The following is an 18340-nucleotide window of genomic DNA, read 5'->3' as shown; positions in this document are numbered from 1 at the left end:
GTTCACTTCGTCAGCCTTTATTCACAGAATGACGAATAGCCGGATGCATAGAAACCGAATTTTTCATTGCTTTTGTAAACCCTATCTTTCAGCAGAACCCTTCCTGAATCCGCTGAAACAAAAGGCCATCCCCCTTATTTTACTAGAGAATTTGTAAACATACCGGTTTGTGTTCATATAGAAAATAAGATACTATTACGTTAAAATGACCGTCCAATAAGAGTAAGGGTGATATATATGAATGAGCGCAAACAACTGGTAGTTAAATATGCGCACCAATTATTTATTGAAAAGGGTTACCAAGCAACTTCCATTCAGGATATTTTAGATTATAGCGGCATTTCAAAAGGAACATTTTATAACTATTTTTCTTCTAAAAGCGAATTGCTTAAGGCAGTCTTCCTAACTTCGCAAGAAAAATTCGAAAAAGAGCGGAATGAATTGCTGATTGGGCAAAACCTTGCAGATATTGAAATATTCATCAAACAATCAGAATTACAAATGCACTCAAACAAAAACAACAAAATCTTTTTCTTATATGAAGAAGTAATGATTTCAAATGATAGCGAACTTAAGAACTTCATAACACATGCTAAATTCCAGCATATCCATTGGTTATCAAAACGGTTTCTGGACATTTTCGGTGCTGAAAAAAAACCTTATATTTTGGACTGTGCCATTCTTTACTCGGGAATGATGCATCAAACGATTCATTTTAATGCCTTGGCTAAAGAGCCTGAGTTCAACCCTACTGAAATTATCCGTTATTGTGTCGATAGGATTAAATCGATTTTCGAAGATGTCAGCAAGTCAAATGCACAGCTTTTGGAACCCGATCTCATCAAGCAATGGCTGCCTGAGTGCTTCCATAACCAGCAGGATTTTCATACAGCACTCCTGCACTCTGCAAATGACCTAAAAAAGATGATCTTGAGGCTTTGCCAAGATGATGAAGCGGAACGGGTTAAAAACTTAAAATTGATTCACTTTATCCAAGAGGAATTATTACAAAACGTTGAACCGCGAACCTTTCTTATTGAAAGTGCCCTTCTTTCCTTAAACACCAATCCCAAATTAAAAAACACTTTGGAATTAAGTGAATTCGAAAAGATCATTGCCAACAACTAAAGAGAACCTAATGAATCCCATTTTGTAGACAAATGGGGTTCGGAATGGCCTTATCACCAACCATAATTTTACAAGAAACCAAGTTATCCTTCATGGTTTTTTACTGTTTTATAAAATCCGCAACGAAGAAAACTAGCTGAAACGTCCTTTTTGAGGGTTTGTAAAAAGAAACGTTGATTTCCACTACAGGCACTCGCTTTCCGCGGGCGGTCCGGGAGCCTCCTCGGCGCAAGCGCCTGTGGGGTCTCCCGTGACGCGCTTTTTCCGCAGGAGTCTCGTACCTTCCGTTCCAATCAACTGGACTGTTTTTTAAAGAAGAACTCTTTTATGACCCTTAAAAGGGTTCTTTCCATTCTGGGGGAATGCTTATCGTATCCTCTTTTTTTTGTGACAATTCTGCAAACATATAACTGAAATTCATCAAATTTTAGTATAATGACTTGTAGAAAGTGACTTCAGGAGGAGTTTTTCATGAACATAATCATGCGTTTTCTTATCAACGGGCTGGTATTGCTCGTTATTGACTGGCTTCTCGACTCCATCACGATCAAATCTTACGGAACTGCCTTGCTGGCGGTTTTTATATTATCGATCATGAACTTGCTGGTTAGACCCATCCTCCAACTTATCACATTGCCGATCACCATCCTGACGTTCGGGTTGTTTTCTTTCATTATCAATGCCTTCACATTCCAAATCACTTCCTATGTTGTCAGTGGCTTTGTAATAGATTCTTTTTGGGGGGCTTTAATCGGATCATTGTTATTGAGTTTCATTCAAAGTCTTCTTATAAAACAGAGTAAAAAAAACCGTCAGTAGCATGCTGACGGTTTTTCATGTCATTTCCATGACAGCCTTCGATATTTCCCGGGCTATTTCACTAAATTCCGCTAAGCATCTCTAGCTGTTTTCTCTCATTTTTGACAATCCAGAAGGAAAAAGCGGCTAATATCCATAACTTTACATATACATGCCAATTTCTCTGGAAATGGGTATGAATCGAATTATGGAGGAATCACATGTTCACAAAACATGAATCAAGATTTGCCCTGTCCATTGTACTCGTGCTCGCTTTCCTTATTCCCGCTCTTTTCATCACTCCATCACTAGCCGCAGCTGGCGATGGCAGCTCGTCATCTCCTTACTCCGTTTCCCAAGCCATTACGAATCAAGACAGCATGATTAAAACGGTCAGTGGATATGTGGTAGGACAGCCCACGTCAGCCAATACCGTCATTACGAGCAGCTATCCGAATGATTATGCCATAGCACTTGCAGACAGCTCATCGGAAACAAACATTGCCAATATGGTTTATGTTCAGATTCCATCCTCCTTCCGCTCAGAATTTGGGTTAAAAACAAATCCTGCATTAAAAGGAAAAAAAGTCACCGTCACCGGTACACTGAGTGCCTATTTCACCCATCCAGGCTTAAAAGATGTATCTGCCATGTCTTCAGGGAATGATTCACCAGAACAGGAGACACCGGGGGTTGGCTCATACTATGATTCAGCCAGCGGTAAATCAGGGGCGTCATTAAAGAAAGCCCTCCATGAAATCATCGATGACCATACGGAAATATCGTATTCAAATGTCTGGGAAGCTTTACGGATAACCGATGAGGACCCGAATAACGCCAATAATGTCATTCTACTTTATACAGGGCGTTCCCAAGGAAAAACGCTGAACGGATCAGGTGTTAATGATTGGAATCGTGAGCATGTATGGGCAAAATCACATGGTGATTTTGGTACCACTTTAGGACCCGGCACCGACCTGCATCACCTTCGGCCTACTGATGCCTCCGTCAACAGTACAAGAAACAACCTGGACTTTGATAATGGAGGTTCTGAACATACCGAAGCGACAGGAAATTACTATGATTCTGATTCGTGGGAACCTCGCGATAGCGTAAAAGGTGACGTCGCCCGGATGCTGTTTTATATGGCGGTTCGTTACGAGGGTGATGCAGGGGAAGTCAATTTAGAGCTGAATAATCAAGTGAATAATGGCACCGCCCCTTATCATGGTAAATTGGCTGTCTTACTGGAGTGGAATGAACAGGATCCTGTAGATGCCTTCGAGCGTAACCGAAATGAGATCATTTATAATCAATATCAGCATAATCGCAACCCTTTCATTGATCATCCTGAATGGGCCTCCGCCATCTGGCAATGATGAAACGAATCAAGCTGTTGCTGATCTTCGGGACAGCTTTTTTTTATTTTTAAATGTCTAAATCTTTAGAAAAATCACATAATTATATTTTGTTTGTATAGCATTATAATTAGTTTCGAAAGATTATATTACGATGAAAAATCTTAGGAACACTTTCTTAGTAAGCGTTTTCATATTTTTCTTTACATTCTAACTATTAAAATATATTATTTAATTGTAATATTATGTGAAAAATCAATAAATAATATGTATTCACCTCTACTAGTGATAAAATGCTAGATAGAGAAAATTAAACTCCAACATAGAAAAGGGGAAAATTATGCAAAACTCCAAAGAATCTCAACTACATAGAGGTTTGGAAGAAAGACATATCGCATTAATGTCTCTTGGCGCAGCCATTGGAGTCGGTTTATTTCTCGGCTCGGCATCTGCGATTAAATTAGCCGGTCCAGCAATCATCATTTCTTATGCCATTGGCGGACTTATGATCTATCTTATCATGCGTGCACTAGGTGAAATGGCAATAAAAAATCCAGTCGCAGGCTCCTTCAGCCGTTACGCTAGCGAATTTGTCGGTCCTCTAGCCGGATATATAACCGGATGGAATTACTGGTTCGTTTGGATCGCCACCTGTATGGCTGAAATTACGGCAGTCGGAATCTACATGCAATTTTGGTTCCCTGATACTCCGCAATGGGCTTGGGCATTAGCCGCACTTGCCATCATGACAACGATTAACTTTCTTGCTGTAAAAGCTTACGGTGAATTGGAGTTCTGGTTCGCCCTTATTAAAATCGTAACAATCATCCTGATGATTGTCCTTGGCTTCGGAATGATCATCTTTGGTTTGGGGAACGGCGGAATCGCGGTCGGTTTCGGCAACCTTGTAGAAAATGGCGGATTTTTCCCTAATGGGATTTCTGGAGTCATCCTCTCGTTCCAAATGGTCATGTTCGCTTATTTGGGAATTGAAATGCTCGGTGTAACCGCAGGTGAAGTTAAAAACCCTGAAAAATCTTTAAAAAGAGCCATCGATACCGTTTTTTATCGGATTTTACTTTTTTACGTTTTAGCTCTGACGGTCATTTTATCGATCACTCCATGGGATGAAATGAATGGAGAAAACAGCCCATTCGTTATGATGTTTGATAAAATCGGTATACCAGGCGCAGCCGGAATCATTCAGTTTGTCGTACTGACAGCAGCCCTTTCATCTTGTAACAGCGGGATCTTCAGTACAGGAAGAATGTTATTCAACCTGGCACAGCAAGGTGAATCACCAAAAAGTTTCGAACGTACAACAAAGTCAGGCGTTCCTGGCGTTGCCATTATCGTTTCGGCTATCGTACTTCTTTTCGGCGTTTACCTTAACTACATGGAAGCCGATAAAGTTTTCACTTACGTCACAAGTGTCGCTACATTCGGCGCCCTCTGGACATGGGGAACGATACTTGTCACACAGATTATGTCTAGACGAAAAATGAGTCAGGGAGAAAAACAAGGCTTATCTTACAAAATGCCTCTTTTCCCATTCACTTCTTATTTCACTTTAGCCTTTTTGGTATTCGTAATGATAGTACTCGGTTTTTCAGCAGATACAAGAATCGCTCTAATCGTTGGTCCGATTTGGATCCTACTGTTGGTAGCCCTGTATTATGTGACCGGCTTGCATAAACGGAAAAGATAAATAGCAGAGGGTGCCCAGTCTAATTGGCACCCTCTATTAATTCCTTCACCTTTTACCCCTTCTTTTGATCACCCAATGGACCACCGCACCAGCTCCTCCTAAAATAATGAGGATCGGCAAGTTTCCTATTATAAAAACAATGATTCCTGAACCCGCTTTAAGTAATAGATTCGCACTCGTTGCAAGTTGTTTCTTCGTCCTCTCCCATGTATTCAATTCCTTATTATCAATGCCCGGCACAACTATCCTGTCCTGTGATAACGTGATGGTGACGGTGGAATACGAAGTCTGGTTTTCAAGATACTTGATTTGCCCGGTCAGCTGTTCTATTTCTTCTTGCACCACGGCAAGATTGGATGATATTTTCAGCAAATCTTCCGTCTTCTCAGCATCCTTCATGAATGCAAGCAACCTTTCCTCCACTGCCCTCTTTGACTTCAACCTTGCTTTTAAATCCACATATTGCTCCGTTACATCCTGTCCTGTCACATTCCTTCCGACCACTTCAGAAGCCTCGCCCTCGCTATCGGTTAGAAAAACCTGAAAATGGGCTTCAGGGACCCGAACAGTGATCGTTCCTTCCACCAGTTCTTCATCTTCCCTGTATACATTGGACTCAACAACATATCCGCCATATTCAGCCACCTTATTCTCAATCTTCATTTGTGCCTTTTCAAGGTTCTTCACCTTCAACTCAAGCTGGGCCTGATGGATGACCTTTCTTTCATCCGTCATCCCTTCCTTTTCCGCTACTTCTTCCTGCACCTTATTCCCGGAAATGGAAGCGTCCATTTTACTTTCCGCCTTTTCATCCTGTGATTCCGATGCTGAATCATCTTTTTCGTTACTGCTGCATCCAGCAAGTAAAAGGAACAAACTGAACAAGAGCATCATTGTTTTACGGTTCATCGGTATTCCCCCCCTTTTCTTACTAGTACCGACGTAAAGTTTGGAAGAAAGTTACACTTCTTGATTAAAGGGGATGTTTTATTTTCAGTTGCGAAGGTAAAGGTATAAGAACATACAAATAATGAAGAAAGAAGAGGATTGCATTATGAACTACGGAAAATTGGCTAAAAGTGTATTGGTACCTGTCGTCGGAGGTTCACTTGTGGGGATATTCGCCACAAGGAATTCAAAAGAAATGACAAACTCAAGAAACCTGCTTTTGCTCCTCCTTCCTGGACTTTCCCCGTTGCTTGGACCAGCCCTTATACAATCATGGGAATAGCGAAATATCGCATTGCATCCAAAGAAAAAGAATCGAAGTCCGCTGAACTCCTTTATGATACTCAATTAGGGTTGAATTTCTTATGGTCATTTTTATTCTTCAAATGGGGCTTGCGCGGAACAGCCTTTATTGAAATGGCTGCACTGCTGACCTTGATTACATTGACGGCATTCGAGTTTTATAAAATAGACCGTACATCAGGTTTAGCTTCAGAAACAATTAATCACAAAAAAGAGCGCCCCTTATATTAAGGAGCGCTCCCTTTTAGAGTTTCACGAGTAAAAGTTGAAAACTCACGAGTAAATGTGCATTTTTCACGAGTAAATGTGCTATTTTCACGAGTAAACCCGCTAAACTCACGAGTAAATGCCCAATTTCACGAGTAAACCTGCTAAACTCACGAGCAAATGCCCAATTTTACGAGTAAACCTGCTAAACTCACGAGTAAATGCCCAATTTTACGAGTAAACCCGCTAAACTCACGAGTAAATGCCCAATTTTACGAGTAAACCCGCTAAACTCACGAGTAAATCCCCAATTTTACGAGTAAATCCTCTGAACTTACGAGTAAATGTGCTAGTTTTACGAGTAAACCCCAACTAATTATTGATATTCGTAATTCTGCCTTCAATTTCTGCCGTGATCTTTCCGCCTTTAAAGGTTTCTTTCACATAGTTAACGAATGCTTCCAGGTCTGCATGTCCAAACACACGCTCTTTTCCTTTCAGGACGGTATAGTTATCACCGCCGCTTGCCATGAAATCATTGACGGCCACCGTGTATGTTTCGGTATCCTTGATTGGTGTTCCGTCCGCTTTCTTCAATAAGGTGACACGTTCCGTGACAGGTTTACTGAAGTCGGCTGTATAGCTCAGTCCAGAAATTTGCAAAGTTTTCGGAGATCCTTCCACGATCCATTGCTGTTGGAGCAGCGTTTTCACTTCGGCTCCAGTCAGTTCCAGCTTAACCAATACGTTTCCGAACGGCTGGATTTTCGCTAAATCGGAAAAAGTGACTTCCCCCTTTGGAATATCTGCACGGATTCCGCCTGGATTCATGAAGGCAAAATCGGAGTTCAAATCGGCCTTCATTGAATCGGCAATTAAATTCCCAAGGCCCGTTTCCTGCGTATAGGCATTGGTTCTTAAAATTTTCTCATCCGTTGTCCCAAGCGGAGCTTTCAGCTCGGGGAACATGTCCAGGTAGTCGTTGATGAATTTCGTCGTCCCGGCATCCGGTGTGATGCCATCTTGTGTAACCGTAACAATCTCAGCTGACTTTTTAACAATATCCTTTGTGCTTGGATCGATTTCCAAATCCACATCTTCAAAAGCCGTTCCATAAGAGTAAGCTTGTACGATCAATTTATTATCGACATAGTTATTGACCTTTGCATGATTATCTCCTGCTAAGATCACATCCACTTCATCATCCACGGCATTAGCAAGATCAGCCACTTCGCCTGTGATGACCCCTTCCTTTTCCGTGCCTGGGTCATGTGAGATGATCACGATCGATTTGACGCCTTTACCTTTCAACTCATTTACCGCCTTATTTACGGCAGGTGCCTGTTCTATGAATTCCACATTCTTAATGCCATCCGGACTTACTTTTTGAGGTGTGGCATTCGTGACTACACCTATGAACCCAATATCAACCCCGCCGACCTTTTTTATGACGTAAGGGTCCAAAATCGGTTTTTTCGTGTCTTTATATACGACATTGGCCACTACATATGGAAAGTTCAATTTATCGAATACCACATCGGATGTTGGCGACTTTCCGCCATTGATCTGAGCCATCAAGGTTTCTACCCCTTTGTCGAACTCATGGTTCCCGACAGTCCCGACATCGAATTTCATATTATTCAAAAACTGAAGCGTCGGTTTATCCTGGATCAAAGAAGAAACGGGTGCACTTGCCCCAACGGCATCCCCTGCCGAAAGTAAAAGTGTATTTTCAGGGTTTTCAGCTTTCCGCTGCTTCAAGTGTGCGGCTAAATAATCTGCACGCCCTTGTTTGATGCCGCCGAAATCGGAGGTGGTATCAAGCTGGCCGTGAAGATCATTGATCCCGAGCAGTTGCACCTTAACGTTTTCTTTGCCCAAATTGTATTTGTAAATGCCAAAGCCTTTATCATCCTTTTTGCCTGTATAGGAAATCGAGCTGTCTTCCTTTAAATATTCCGCACCTTTTGGCGATGAGGTGAAAGTAACGTTCACCTTGCCTGAAATCGGGGCTATCGACCAGTTATTATCAGCGGTTGGATTGATCTCACCCTCTTGTGTGATGTAATCCATCAAGATCTGGCGATTTTCATCCGCAGAGTCAACCACATATTCGCTGCCCTTGACTCCCGGGAAGTTCCCCCCGCCCGAAGCACGGTAATTATTCGTCACGACGATGAAATCTTGATTCGGGTCCACTGGTTCACCATTATATTTCAAATCTGCAATCCTGCTTGAATCCGACACTTTTATCCCTTTTTCATCATAGCGCGGAGCCTTGGTGACATCGATTTGGTACGTGACACCGTCAATCACATCAAAATTATAGACGGCAAACTTTCCATTAAGCAGCTCCTGTTCCTCAGACTTGGCAGGATCGATCGTATTATATTTCCCGGCTGACATCTCAAGCCACTCTTTAACCACGGACCCTTTGATCTTGATTGCCTTCAAGGTATTATCGTATAAATATAAATCACCGGCGCTGCGAATGGTCAGTCCGCCTTCCTTGATTTCCGTGAATTCCTCGACGCCATTGCGACCCGCTTTGAATGGGGCTCCTACAGAGAGGATGGGCAAGTCTTTGTATTCAGGGCGGTTGCTTTGAATGTATTTTTCTACATACCATTTCTGTGCGCTCGTCACGACCTGTACGGAAGGATCGTCTTGAACAAGGGCGAAATAACTATGAATTGGAGCTGTAGTCGTTCCGATTGGCGTGTTAACATACTTGATCGTTCCTTCGTGATCCTTCTTCACGGCTTTGACGACAGCTGCATCTTCAGCCGCTTTTTTTCCTGTTATTTTGTCGTTGATTGCCCGTGTTGATGAATCGGAATTGACGACTTTCCATTTTCCCTTGATATTTTGGATATCAAGATCGATGATCCCGAGATGACTGCCTCCATATCCTGCTTGAACGGCTGGTACACCATTGATGGTACCCTTTTTATTATCCACGCCTTCAAGGACTTTTCCTTGGCTATCTTTGAATAGGCTGTCTAAAGAAGCCTCATCTTGTGCCGGGAAGACTTTATGTGTGTGTGAGAACGTGATGGCATCGATGCCGGATACCTTGCTTAATGAATAGATGACATCCTCGGTATTCTTGGTATCGCCATTAAACCCGGAATGCGTGAGGGCCACGATGACATCCGCGCCTTTTTTCTTCATTTCAGGTACATATTTTTTTGCAGTCGTGACGATTTCCTTTGTCATGACCTTACCGTCTAGATTCGCTTTATCCCAATCCATGATTTGCGGAGGGGCAAATCCAATGTATCCTATTTTTACTGATTTTTCTTTTCCATTGATGTCCTTCACTTTCTTCGTGACGATTTTATAAGGAGCATATTTATTTTTATCATTCTTTGGATTATTGTCTTTATCCTTTTTATAAACATTGGCATTGACGTAAGGGAAGTTCGCATCGTTGATGGCCTCGTCCAAATAAGATAAACCATAATTGAATTCATGATTGCCGAATGTGGCCACATCATAGTCAAGCAAGTTCATCGCTTTATAAACGGGATGGACTTCACCCTTTTTCAGTGGCACTATTTTTGCTTTGTACGTACCTAGGGGGGTCCCTTGAATAAGGTCGCCGTTATCCACTAAAACGCTATTTTTCACTTCTTTTCGTGCCTGTTTGATTAAAGATGCCGTGCGGGAAAAGCCGACGGAGTCCGATACGGCATCCTTATAATAATCATAGCTCACCAGATTGGTGTGTATATCAGTCGTTTCCATGACCCTTAGTTCAAATGGGGCATCCGAAACGGAGGCTGCCAGGCTTTTGCCGAAGTCACTCGTATGGCCGTTATAATTGGAGACAACCGATACGTTAACCCAATAACCCGATTTGTACGAGTTGAAGTACGCCGAGAACTTTTGGGCCGATTTAATATCCGCCTCAACGGCTGATTGTGAAATGACCTTCGTCCCATTCATTAATTGAAAGACAACGGTTTCATTTCCTTTGTTCCCCTTTTTCGGTGTGACCGTTACAGTCGCTTTGGTGCCTTTTGAGTAATGAACAGTAGGAGCTGAAATGATAAATGGTTCAGTCGTGGCCGGTTTCTTATTAGACTCTTTGGCGGATGCCTCCCCCGGTACGGTAAATGGCGCTGTAATCAAACTCACAGCAAGGATCGGGGCGAGCATCTTCTTAACATGAATCTTGTACGACATACTTCACAACCCTTCTAGTTTTGTAAAATGCTAGAATAATATATCATGATTTTGTCGAATTATCGCCAAAATTTACCGTAATATTACGAATTTTGAATAAATGGTACTTTTTACTCATTCCCATCCAAAGCGCCTAGCTCGATATACCTTCAATCATGTAAATGAATCATCATAGAATCCCTATGAATCCTTAGGGATAATGTCCCCTGATAGAGAAAAGCTGGCCCATGAAAATGAACCAGCCTGCTAACATCGTATGGATTTTAAAGATCGTTCCTTACGCTCTTTTTTCAGGGAAACCCTTTGAAACGGCAAACCTATAAATCCCGATCTATTAAACTGGCGGATACCGGTTCGATGCCCATCTCCCTCGACCAGATGGACAGCTGGCCTATATGGTGAATTTCGTGCGCTATGAGATGGCGCAGTATCCTGCCTTTTTCATATGTCCCCTCCATCCAGGATGGCTGAACCATTCCATTCCCTTCTTCAATTGCATGCGAGTTCAAATAGTCCATGACCTCTGAGTGATATTGGTTAGATAAATCCTCCACTTTTCCGATCGTATCATAAGCATCCAAATCGATCGCGACATCAGGCCTCCCTTGTATGGCCCTGATCCAGCTGCATTCGACATCGATAATATGGGCAAGTGTCCGCAATATATTGCCCATCCCTCCCGTACGCTGCCGTTTCAGCTCCTCATTCGGTAAGGACCGGCACCACTTGAACCATTCCCTTCTCACCTGCCAGTTATAATGGAATAATGTCAACATCCATCCCAGCCCCCTAACACTCTTTGTCGTCAAATCCCCTTCAGCCTTTGTATTGATAATAATCCTGTCTTTGAATCGTTTTGAAGCCACAAGATTCATAGAGTCTTAACGCATGCTCATTAGTCGCCTCGACCTCGAGAAAAATTTCATATCCCAGCTGGCATTGTTCGGCTACAACCTTTTTCAATGCCTTTCTTCCAAGTCCTTTTCCCTGGTATTTTGGCAAAATGGAAAATCCATATATCCACGCTTCCCGGCCTGAGTGATCAACACGGATCTTACCGACTGCGCGTCCACCCTTTTCAATCATCATGGTTTTCAGAGTATCCTCATATAGGATGCGCTGATAATAATCCTTCGCCTCTCGTTTCGTAAATCGGAAACATTGAATATCCAGCTGAATTTCCGTTTCCTCATCATCTCTCCGTGAAGGGCGGACGACTGCATCATCATAATCATCAAGCTCCGTTTCGGACCACTTCATTTGAAACTCTGAGAAAGCAAACTCACATGGGAACTGTTTCAAAAATTCTGTCCCAGAATGTGATTGCGCAGGTGAGTTCAAGAGAATCACCTTATAGTTGCGCTCCACGGCGCTCCTTATCGCCTCTTCCAGCAGCTTAGTAAAAATGCCCTGCCTCCGGTAGTCAGGGTGCACCATCCCGCACATCTCCGCTTTGTTTCCAAAATCGTAAAGACCCAGAAAACCAACCAGCTTCAATCCATCATAGTGGAGAAAATCATTCTTATGAACACCATTTCGACTGCGAAGCGTTTCCCAATTCAGTTTTAACGTAAAACCTTCCCGTTCACATTCTTGCTGCAGGATCCGAATATCTTCCAGCTGTCCATTTTTCAAATTTGCCACCCCTTTTCCATATTATCAGTTTATTACCAAAAAATAAGAAAAGCAGCACCCTTTTACTTGGGTGCTGCAAACTATTCAGAAGTTTATTGATGAATGTTGTTTTTTTAAAAGTATTTTCACTTTAATCCATAAAACTAAAATCCTACGAGGGGAGGATTTCCTATCTAATTCCATTGACGGATGAATTATAGCAGTAAAATGATTCCAAATGACGATTATTTTTTACCTATTTTGTGCTATATTCCAAATAATGGTTTATTATTATTTTATTTTAGGTTAAGGGAGGGATTTAACAAAAGCTTGAATCAGTTAGTACCCATTTCTTTATACCCGAATTCCGGACCCTTTTTAGTATAGAATCCGAAATTCGGTGTTTACCATCCGGCACTTACGTCCTGAGGTTATCGTTTTTTCGTTTTATGAGCGGACTTTTTTAAGTTCTCTACGTCCGTTGTCAGTTCTTTTAATTGTTTACCGAAGCGGAAGAGCAAAAACATAGAAACGACGAATGGATAGCCAAATTCGCTAACTAATGAAACCCACATAGTAGCATCCTCAATCATCATCCTCTTCACCCCTTTTCTTGTATCTGATATCTAAAGTGAAACTTGTCAAAAAAAATCAATCTAGCACTATTGATTTATGGAAAAAAGAACGAATGTTCCTATATAATTGATTTATTCCCCTTGTCTATCACTTTATTAATAAAAGGAGGGATAACAATGAACCAATTAACTTCTCATTTTTTTTCTCATTCATTGGAGTTTCTGCAGCAACAGTACTCATCTTTCTTTGCACAACCGATCATTCAATTATTCTTACAGAACCCAGAGCATTTAAAGATTTTCACTGAAACTCTTGATTCCCCTTCTTCCCACAACATTGATCATCTCAACGAGACTTTCAAAATTTTCTATTACCGGGCTAAAGTATACAAATACATGTGCTCCTTAATTTACTTCTTCTCTGTTGATTTTGATAAAAGGGCACGGAAGCAGCGGGAACGCTATCATATGGTACTTGATGCGACACCAAGGGATACTGGCGGATTGATCGATCGAATCGGCACCTTGGATGTTCAACTTGAAAAGATGGGGGAATCGAATGAACTCGCTTCACACATAAGTGATGAAGAGATGATAAAAGCCTTGAAGAAGTTAACAGCCAAACAAAGCCTGGTGCTGACCATGATCTTTTCCTACGGCCTATCCAACAAGGAAATCGCTGCCTATTTCCAGGAGTCGCCACAGAATATCTCAAGCATTCGTAAACAAGCTCTAAAAAAACTTCGAAAGCACTATATGGATGAGGTATATGTTAGAAAGGAGAAAAGCCATTGTGGATAAAAAACTGTCAAAAGAAGAATTGTTGGACCTGATCGACTCTTTGAATCCTAAAATAAAAAAATCATTAAAAAACACGAACTATCAAGACCGGAATGATCTGGAGCAAGAAATTAAACTCAAGATCATTGAATCATATGAAAAAATCGCAGCAATCGAAGCCCCCAATTTTGAGGAGTTCCTTGCAGAATTCCTGACTAAGCAAAAACAATGAAAAAGTACCAAGTCCAGAGAAAGATGCTGGTCTTGGTACTTTTTTTTGAATCTCAGTATGATGGTTTCAATGTCAGCTTATCCCCTTTTGGATCGTCCATCGTGGTTTTGTGATAAGTACCCTCTGCCCAATCATCAAGCTGATCGTGATACCACTCACTTTTAACGTTACCTGATTGACCCGGACCAACAAGGTGATATCCTTGATTCATGTCGGCTAGGTCGATGACGAATCGCCAGGAGCCACCGTGATTAACGGTTCCATCATCTAAAAATGCTGCCGCCTGTACGGTGACACTGCTGCCGCCTACCGGAATGCCGCCGCCGCCGTTAAATAAATAATGTAACGGGGCGACACTTGATAGCGGGTGGTTAAACCTGACCTGATGATAGTCTCCCCATTCCCAATCTGCTATATCGTCACCTTGTGATTCTGCCAGTTCCGTTAACGTCACCTGTAACGACTTGGCAAGCACCTGCTCAAGTCCGCCTGCATCTTCAATCCAAGGGCCCGGCTTACCATCCAGTGCCCGCCTTAGCAGTTCATCAACGGCCGAACGCCTTCCATTAAAAAGGTTGAGGGTTTCTTCCGGTATTTCTTCTTTTAGCAGAACATCCCCTATATTTCGCATCCAGACATTAAAAATCATCGGTGCCGCTTCATCAGCGGAATCGATATGATTCCATTTCTTCAGAATCGTCAGTGCCTGGGCTTCCTGTTTCCCAGATGGACCTTTCAATACCTCCACGAATCGAGGAACAAACTCCTTAGCTTGCAAATTCACTTTATCCATCTGCAGGCTTTGCATATCCTCGGCCGTAAGCTTTTTATTCGCCTTTAAAAACTCCTGTATCCTCATCTGGCGGTATGGCTGTGCCCAGTTATTGCTGATATGGTAAGGGTAATCATCTGATATGACTTTATTATTCGCTGTCGAAATGAATCCCTCTTTTGGATTCACCGTTTTTGGAAGTTCATCAAAGGGAATATAGCCTTTCCACTCAAATTCATCCGTCCATCCAGGTACAGGCAGCATACTATCACCTTTTTTCCGGATTGGGATTTTCCCATTCGCCTTGTATGCAATGGTCCCATCGGCTGAGGCAAAGACGAAATTCTGTGCCGGCGTTTCGAATTTCAAGAGGGCCTTTTCGAATTCTTTCCAGCTTCCCGCCTTATTCATATTCAATACCGCTTCAAGCTCGGCAGATGGATCAAGTGCCGTCCACCTTAAGGCAAGCACGGTATCTTTTCCGCTTTTTCCGGCAAACTCGGAGACAACGGGTCCATGGCGGGTAACCGTCACTTGATAGTCAAGTGTTTTCCCATCCTTCACCTTGATGGGTTCGTCCAAGATTTCAGCTTTTTCCCATTTACCTTTGTAGGAGAATTCTTTCTCGTTTTCCGGGTTTCTCCTCTCAATATACAGATCCTGAACATCCGGACCGGTATTGGTCACACCCCAAGCGACCTTTTCGTTATGACCTAGTATGATTCCCGGAATCCCGGCAAAAATAACACCGCTCACATTGACTGACGGGGCCTCCAAATGCATTTGATACCAAACCGACGGTGTAGCCAATCCCAGATGGGGATCATCCGCCAATAACGGCTGACCGGATTGCGTTTTCTTGCCTGAAACGACCCAGTTATTGCTGCCGTTGAATTCATAAGGAATAACGGCCCCTGCAAAACTTTTTTCAATATCCAGTTCTTCCTTGCTGATGATATATGGAGCGTTCTTTGGATAATCAGGAAATAAATCATATGCCTTTTCCTTGGGGAACGTTTGCAGCAAATACTGCCTAAACGCCTGATCTTCCCAGTTCCCTCCTAAATCAAAGGCCATATATTTACCGATGGTCAGCGAATCGACGGGTGTCCAAGGCTCCGGTTCGTATCCAAGCAGAGTGAACTCCGCCGGCCATTTCCCATTCTCCTTCAATTCATCGATATAAAGATTTACACCCTCGGCAAACATATCCAAGGCTTCTTTTCCGTCACTTGAATATGCAGCATAAGAGGCTTCGGCCGCCCTCCTCAAACCAAGTGTGCGGAAATACTTATCATTTTTGACGGTTTTCTCACCAATCACTTCACTCAATCTACCTGACGCCTGACGCCTGCTTAAATCCATTTGAAATAAACGGTCCTGGGCTTGGATATATCCTTGGGCTAAATACAAATCATGTTCACTCGCTGCGTTTATATGCGGGACCCCACTTGAATCCCTCACCACCGTAACCGGTTTCAAAAGACCTGGAAGCGATATTTCCCCCTTTGTTTCCGGCAAGGATCTTGAAAGAAATACATTTGCGGCAATCAAGACTGACAGCGAAAGTATGATCAGGATTCCAAAACTCCATAGCGCCCGCTTTCTCCACTTCCGTTTTGGCTTTTGCTGAGGTACGGCAACTTCCATCGATTCATCTTCCTCTCCCCTTAAAACTCTCTTTCTTTCTATTTAAGATATTCCGCGTTTAACTCCATCTTTCCTACCACCCTCCTCACATTCTCTCTTTTTATTTCAAGAAGGAAGAAAGGCGCAAGTACGGATTATTTCGAGCAACGTCGAATTATTACACACAAGGTCGAATCAACTCGCTCAAGGTCGAATTTTTACCGTGAAATTACTCCGATAAACAGTAAATCAAATGCAAAAACACCGATACAATGTATCGATGTGGCAGGGAATGCTAGCTATTTGCAATAATGTATTCAATCACTTTATCTACATCGTCTGTATAAAAGAGAGCTTTATCAAAGTCATGGGCCGCCTTCGTCTCGGCTTCCATATATTCAATCGGGGAAAGGAGACCAAAGATCCTCTTCCATTTATGAGTTTTCTCCAGAAGTTTTCTTTCCTTTTTTATATCCTCTGGTATGAATTCATTAATGATAAACCATGGGTCGGAAAATGAGGGGTCCCCAAAACGTTCATTCAAGGCTCGCAATTTGTCCCGATCCCATTCCACCCTTACCAAGTCCGATATGACCGAGACATTTTGGACCGAGTCGAGGATGCGTTTGGACAAAACATCATATTCTTCATCCTCCAGCCCATTATCCGTCATGATTCCTACACAATACCATTTTTCGTAATGTTCAGGTTCTTCATTTTTCTTGAAAAACACTATTCAACCACCTTCCTTACACGCTTTACATGTCCTATTTAATTTAAATCAAAAACAACATGTCCGTCCACGCCACTTCACTATAACATGGAGAAATATCGATGGGCATTAAATATGGGGGCAGCAGGAATGTTAGCCTGACATAGAAAAAAAGATACCCTAAAAAAGGATACCTCCATCATACTGGCTGAAGAGCCAGCCCTCTTTGATTCAACAGATATTCAAGGGCCTGCCTGAACGATAGAAAGGCTTTTACCTGATTTGCAAAATCAAGTTTGACGATCTCTTTCACGACATCAGGGGTAAAACCGACAAACATCGTTTCCGTTCCCATCAAGGCCAATGCCCCCACTAATTGATCCAGCAGGGAGAGCATATCGCTTTCCTTCGTAAAGGTAATTCCCGAGAAATCCATGATCAATACTTCCGCATGCAGATCTGCACATTTTTGCAGCACCGTCGATTGAATCGACTCCATTCTCCAATCGTCAATGCGTCCGATCAAAGGTAAGAGCAGCACATCCTTTAATATGGTCTGAACAATCGGGGTGGACAATTCTTCCATGACTTCTTGGTTTTCTTTTATCTTCTGCAACGATTCGTTTGCCATTCTCGCCATTTCTTTATAATGATTCACGTAACTGATACTCACACAGTGTATGAACTGGTCCAGGATTGCATCAATTATTGAGCTTGCTTTTAACAGAATTTCAATGGAGTAATATCGGTTGCTCACCTCTTCTTCAATGAAACTCCAGAAAAGGTTACGCACAAGCTGCGCTTCCTCAATATTCTTATCTAAAGGAATGCCCATATCCACGATGCGCTTACCTATTTCCATACCCGTTATTTTCATGCTTTCCATCGCTTGTGCCTTTCCATGAATCAAGGCATCTGCATGAATTTGAATAAGTTTTGACCGTACCTCTTTACTGGTTTCTAAATCATAGAGCGGTTCCTCTTCTTCAAACAACTCGATATGCTCCACTAAGATATATTTAAATTTTTCAATTTTTTCGCCAATCATTCTTAATTCTTCCATATGGACCTCCCATACAGGGCTTTTATCATATTTTAGCAAATAATCGAGGGGTAAGGATATAAAATCCTTCTATTACCAATATGCTAATAGACGTTTACCCTTTTCTTGATAAGGGTATTATGATATATGACTTGGAGGGATGAACATGAAAAAAGATCAACAAGACTTCGAATCTGAAAACATGAGCGATTTAGTCGAGCTCATAAACAGTAAAAATAACAGCCGCAGAATCTTGAATGTACTTCGGCGTAATAAAAAGGATAAAAGTAAAGGCAAAGATAAAAAATGAAAAAGCCCAGTCCAAAATGGCCTGGGCTTTTTG

General features: G+C 42.2%; 16 protein-coding genes. 8 read left to right on the top strand and 8 right to left on the bottom strand.

All coding sequences use genetic code 11. The annotated features are described in order from the left end of the window. Window positions 1-237 precede the first annotated feature (237 nt). The 4 genes from AC1DIV_RS09955 (at window position 238) to AC1DIV_RS09940 (ending at window position 4992) form a co-directional block, all read left to right on the top strand. Window positions 238-1128 (top strand): TetR/AcrR family transcriptional regulator, encoded by an 891-nt coding sequence (locus tag AC1DIV_RS09955; RefSeq protein WP_477576264.1) that lies wholly within the window; start codon window positions 238-240, stop codon window positions 1126-1128. 471 nt (window positions 1129-1599) lie between these two features. Further along, window positions 1600-1947: a phage holin family protein gene (locus AC1DIV_RS09950; protein WP_048685276.1), complete on the top strand. Its 348-nt coding sequence runs from the start codon at window positions 1600-1602 to the stop codon at window positions 1945-1947. 200 nt (window positions 1948-2147) lie between these two features. Then, window positions 2148-3305 (top strand): endonuclease, encoded by a 1158-nt coding sequence (locus AC1DIV_RS09945; protein WP_477576262.1) that lies wholly within the window; start codon window positions 2148-2150, stop codon window positions 3303-3305. A 319-nt stretch (window positions 3306-3624) separates the two neighbouring features. Next, the gene (locus tag AC1DIV_RS09940) at window positions 3625-4992 is read left to right on the top strand and encodes an amino acid permease (protein ID WP_048685272.1); all 1368 of its coding nucleotides are present in this window, start codon (window positions 3625-3627) and stop codon (window positions 4990-4992) included. A gap of 45 nt (window positions 4993-5037) precedes the next feature. On the opposite strand, the gene AC1DIV_RS09935 is transcribed toward AC1DIV_RS09940, so the two are convergent. After that, entirely contained in the window at window positions 5038-5901 is an 864-nt protein-coding gene (locus AC1DIV_RS09935; protein ID WP_477576260.1) for a DUF4349 domain-containing protein, read from the bottom strand. Window positions 5902-6075: 174 nt separating this feature from the next. Here AC1DIV_RS09935 and AC1DIV_RS09930 point away from each other — a divergent pair, with 174 nt between their 5' ends. Continuing rightward, window positions 6076-6474 (top strand): TspO/MBR family protein, encoded by a 399-nt coding sequence (locus AC1DIV_RS09930; RefSeq protein ID WP_477576274.1) that lies wholly within the window; start codon window positions 6076-6078, stop codon window positions 6472-6474. 348 nt (window positions 6475-6822) lie between these two features. Here the strand turns inward: AC1DIV_RS09930 and AC1DIV_RS09925 are convergent, their stop codons facing one another. The 4 genes from AC1DIV_RS09925 to AC1DIV_RS09910 form a co-directional block, all read right to left on the bottom strand. After that, window positions 6823-10641 carry a bifunctional 2',3'-cyclic-nucleotide 2'-phosphodiesterase/3'-nucleotidase gene (locus AC1DIV_RS09925; RefSeq protein ID WP_477576258.1) on the bottom strand — a complete coding sequence of 1273 codons (3819 nt, stop codon included), beginning with the start codon at window positions 10639-10641 and terminating at the stop codon, window positions 6823-6825. 317 nt (window positions 10642-10958) lie between these two features. After that, window positions 10959-11417, bottom strand: coding sequence for a DinB family protein (locus AC1DIV_RS09920; protein WP_477576257.1), 459 nt, complete (start codon window positions 11415-11417; stop codon window positions 10959-10961). A gap of 40 nt (window positions 11418-11457) precedes the next feature. After that, window positions 11458-12276 carry a GNAT family N-acetyltransferase gene (locus tag AC1DIV_RS09915; RefSeq protein WP_477576255.1) on the bottom strand — a complete coding sequence of 273 codons (819 nt, stop codon included), beginning with the start codon at window positions 12274-12276 and terminating at the stop codon, window positions 11458-11460. A gap of 410 nt (window positions 12277-12686) precedes the next feature. Continuing rightward, entirely contained in the window at window positions 12687-12851 is a 165-nt protein-coding gene (locus AC1DIV_RS09910) for a YvrJ family protein (RefSeq protein WP_081088496.1), read from the bottom strand. A 156-nt stretch (window positions 12852-13007) separates the two neighbouring features. On the opposite strand from AC1DIV_RS09910, the gene AC1DIV_RS09905 reads away from it, so the two are divergent. Together AC1DIV_RS09905 and AC1DIV_RS09900 are read left to right on the top strand one after the other, a co-directional pair. Further along, window positions 13008-13631, top strand: coding sequence for a sigma-70 family RNA polymerase sigma factor (locus AC1DIV_RS09905; RefSeq protein ID WP_191929957.1), 624 nt, complete (start codon window positions 13008-13010; stop codon window positions 13629-13631). Further along, on the top strand, window positions 13624-13842 hold the full coding sequence (locus tag AC1DIV_RS09900) for a hypothetical protein (protein WP_048678007.1): 219 nt from the start codon (window positions 13624-13626) through the stop codon (window positions 13840-13842). Before AC1DIV_RS09905 ends, AC1DIV_RS09900 begins: the two co-directional genes overlap by 8 nt. A 52-nt stretch (window positions 13843-13894) precedes the next feature. On the opposite strand, the gene AC1DIV_RS09895 is transcribed toward AC1DIV_RS09900, so the two are convergent. The 3 genes from AC1DIV_RS09895 to AC1DIV_RS09885 all read right to left on the bottom strand — a co-directional run bounded on the left by AC1DIV_RS09895 (window position 13895) and on the right by AC1DIV_RS09885 (window position 18018). Continuing rightward, window positions 13895-16264, bottom strand: coding sequence for a penicillin acylase family protein (locus tag AC1DIV_RS09895; protein WP_477576253.1), 2370 nt, complete (start codon window positions 16262-16264; stop codon window positions 13895-13897). A gap of 274 nt (window positions 16265-16538) precedes the next feature. Beyond that, a complete protein-coding gene (locus AC1DIV_RS09890) occupies window positions 16539-16976 on the bottom strand; it encodes a hypothetical protein (protein ID WP_477576251.1) in 438 nt (145 codons plus the stop codon). Between the two features lie 178 nt (window positions 16977-17154). Next, window positions 17155-18018, bottom strand: a complete 864-nt coding sequence (locus AC1DIV_RS09885; RefSeq protein WP_249598340.1) for an STAS domain-containing protein — start codon at window positions 18016-18018, stop codon at window positions 17155-17157. A 145-nt stretch (window positions 18019-18163) separates the two neighbouring features. On the opposite strand from AC1DIV_RS09885, the gene AC1DIV_RS09880 reads away from it, so the two are divergent. Further along, window positions 18164-18307 (top strand): hypothetical protein, encoded by a 144-nt coding sequence (locus tag AC1DIV_RS09880; RefSeq protein ID WP_153246076.1) that lies wholly within the window; start codon window positions 18164-18166, stop codon window positions 18305-18307. The last annotated feature ends 33 nt before the right edge of the window (window positions 18308-18340 follow it).

The organism is Peribacillus sp. 05N428, assembly GCF_056397085.1.
This window is presented reverse-complemented; position numbering and strand designations above follow the sequence as displayed.

Coding starts and splice junctions, on each gene's coding strand:
- AC1DIV_RS09955 (WP_477576264.1), top strand. CDS start 238: ATGAATGAGCGCAAACAACTGGTAGTTAAATATGCGCACCAATTATTT.
- AC1DIV_RS09950 (WP_048685276.1), top strand. CDS start 1,600: ATGAACATAATCATGCGTTTTCTTATCAACGGGCTGGTATTGCTCGTT.
- AC1DIV_RS09945 (WP_477576262.1), top strand. CDS start 2,148: ATGTTCACAAAACATGAATCAAGATTTGCCCTGTCCATTGTACTCGTG.
- AC1DIV_RS09940 (WP_048685272.1), top strand. CDS start 3,625: ATGCAAAACTCCAAAGAATCTCAACTACATAGAGGTTTGGAAGAAAGA.
- AC1DIV_RS09935 (WP_477576260.1), bottom strand. CDS start 5,901: ATGAACCGTAAAACAATGATGCTCTTGTTCAGTTTGTTCCTTTTACTT.
- AC1DIV_RS09925 (WP_477576258.1), bottom strand. CDS start 10,641: ATGTCGTACAAGATTCATGTTAAGAAGATGCTCGCCCCGATCCTTGCT.
- AC1DIV_RS09920 (WP_477576257.1), bottom strand. CDS start 11,417: ATGTTGACATTATTCCATTATAACTGGCAGGTGAGAAGGGAATGGTTC.
- AC1DIV_RS09910 (WP_081088496.1), bottom strand. CDS start 12,851: ATGATGATTGAGGATGCTACTATGTGGGTTTCATTAGTTAGCGAATTT.
- AC1DIV_RS09905 (WP_191929957.1), top strand. CDS start 13,008: ATGAACCAATTAACTTCTCATTTTTTTTCTCATTCATTGGAGTTTCTG.
- AC1DIV_RS09895 (WP_477576253.1), bottom strand. CDS start 16,264: ATGGAAGTTGCCGTACCTCAGCAAAAGCCAAAACGGAAGTGGAGAAAG.
- AC1DIV_RS09885 (WP_249598340.1), bottom strand. CDS start 18,018: ATGGAAGAATTAAGAATGATTGGCGAAAAAATTGAAAAATTTAAATAT.
- AC1DIV_RS09880 (WP_153246076.1), top strand. CDS start 18,164: ATGAAAAAAGATCAACAAGACTTCGAATCTGAAAACATGAGCGATTTA.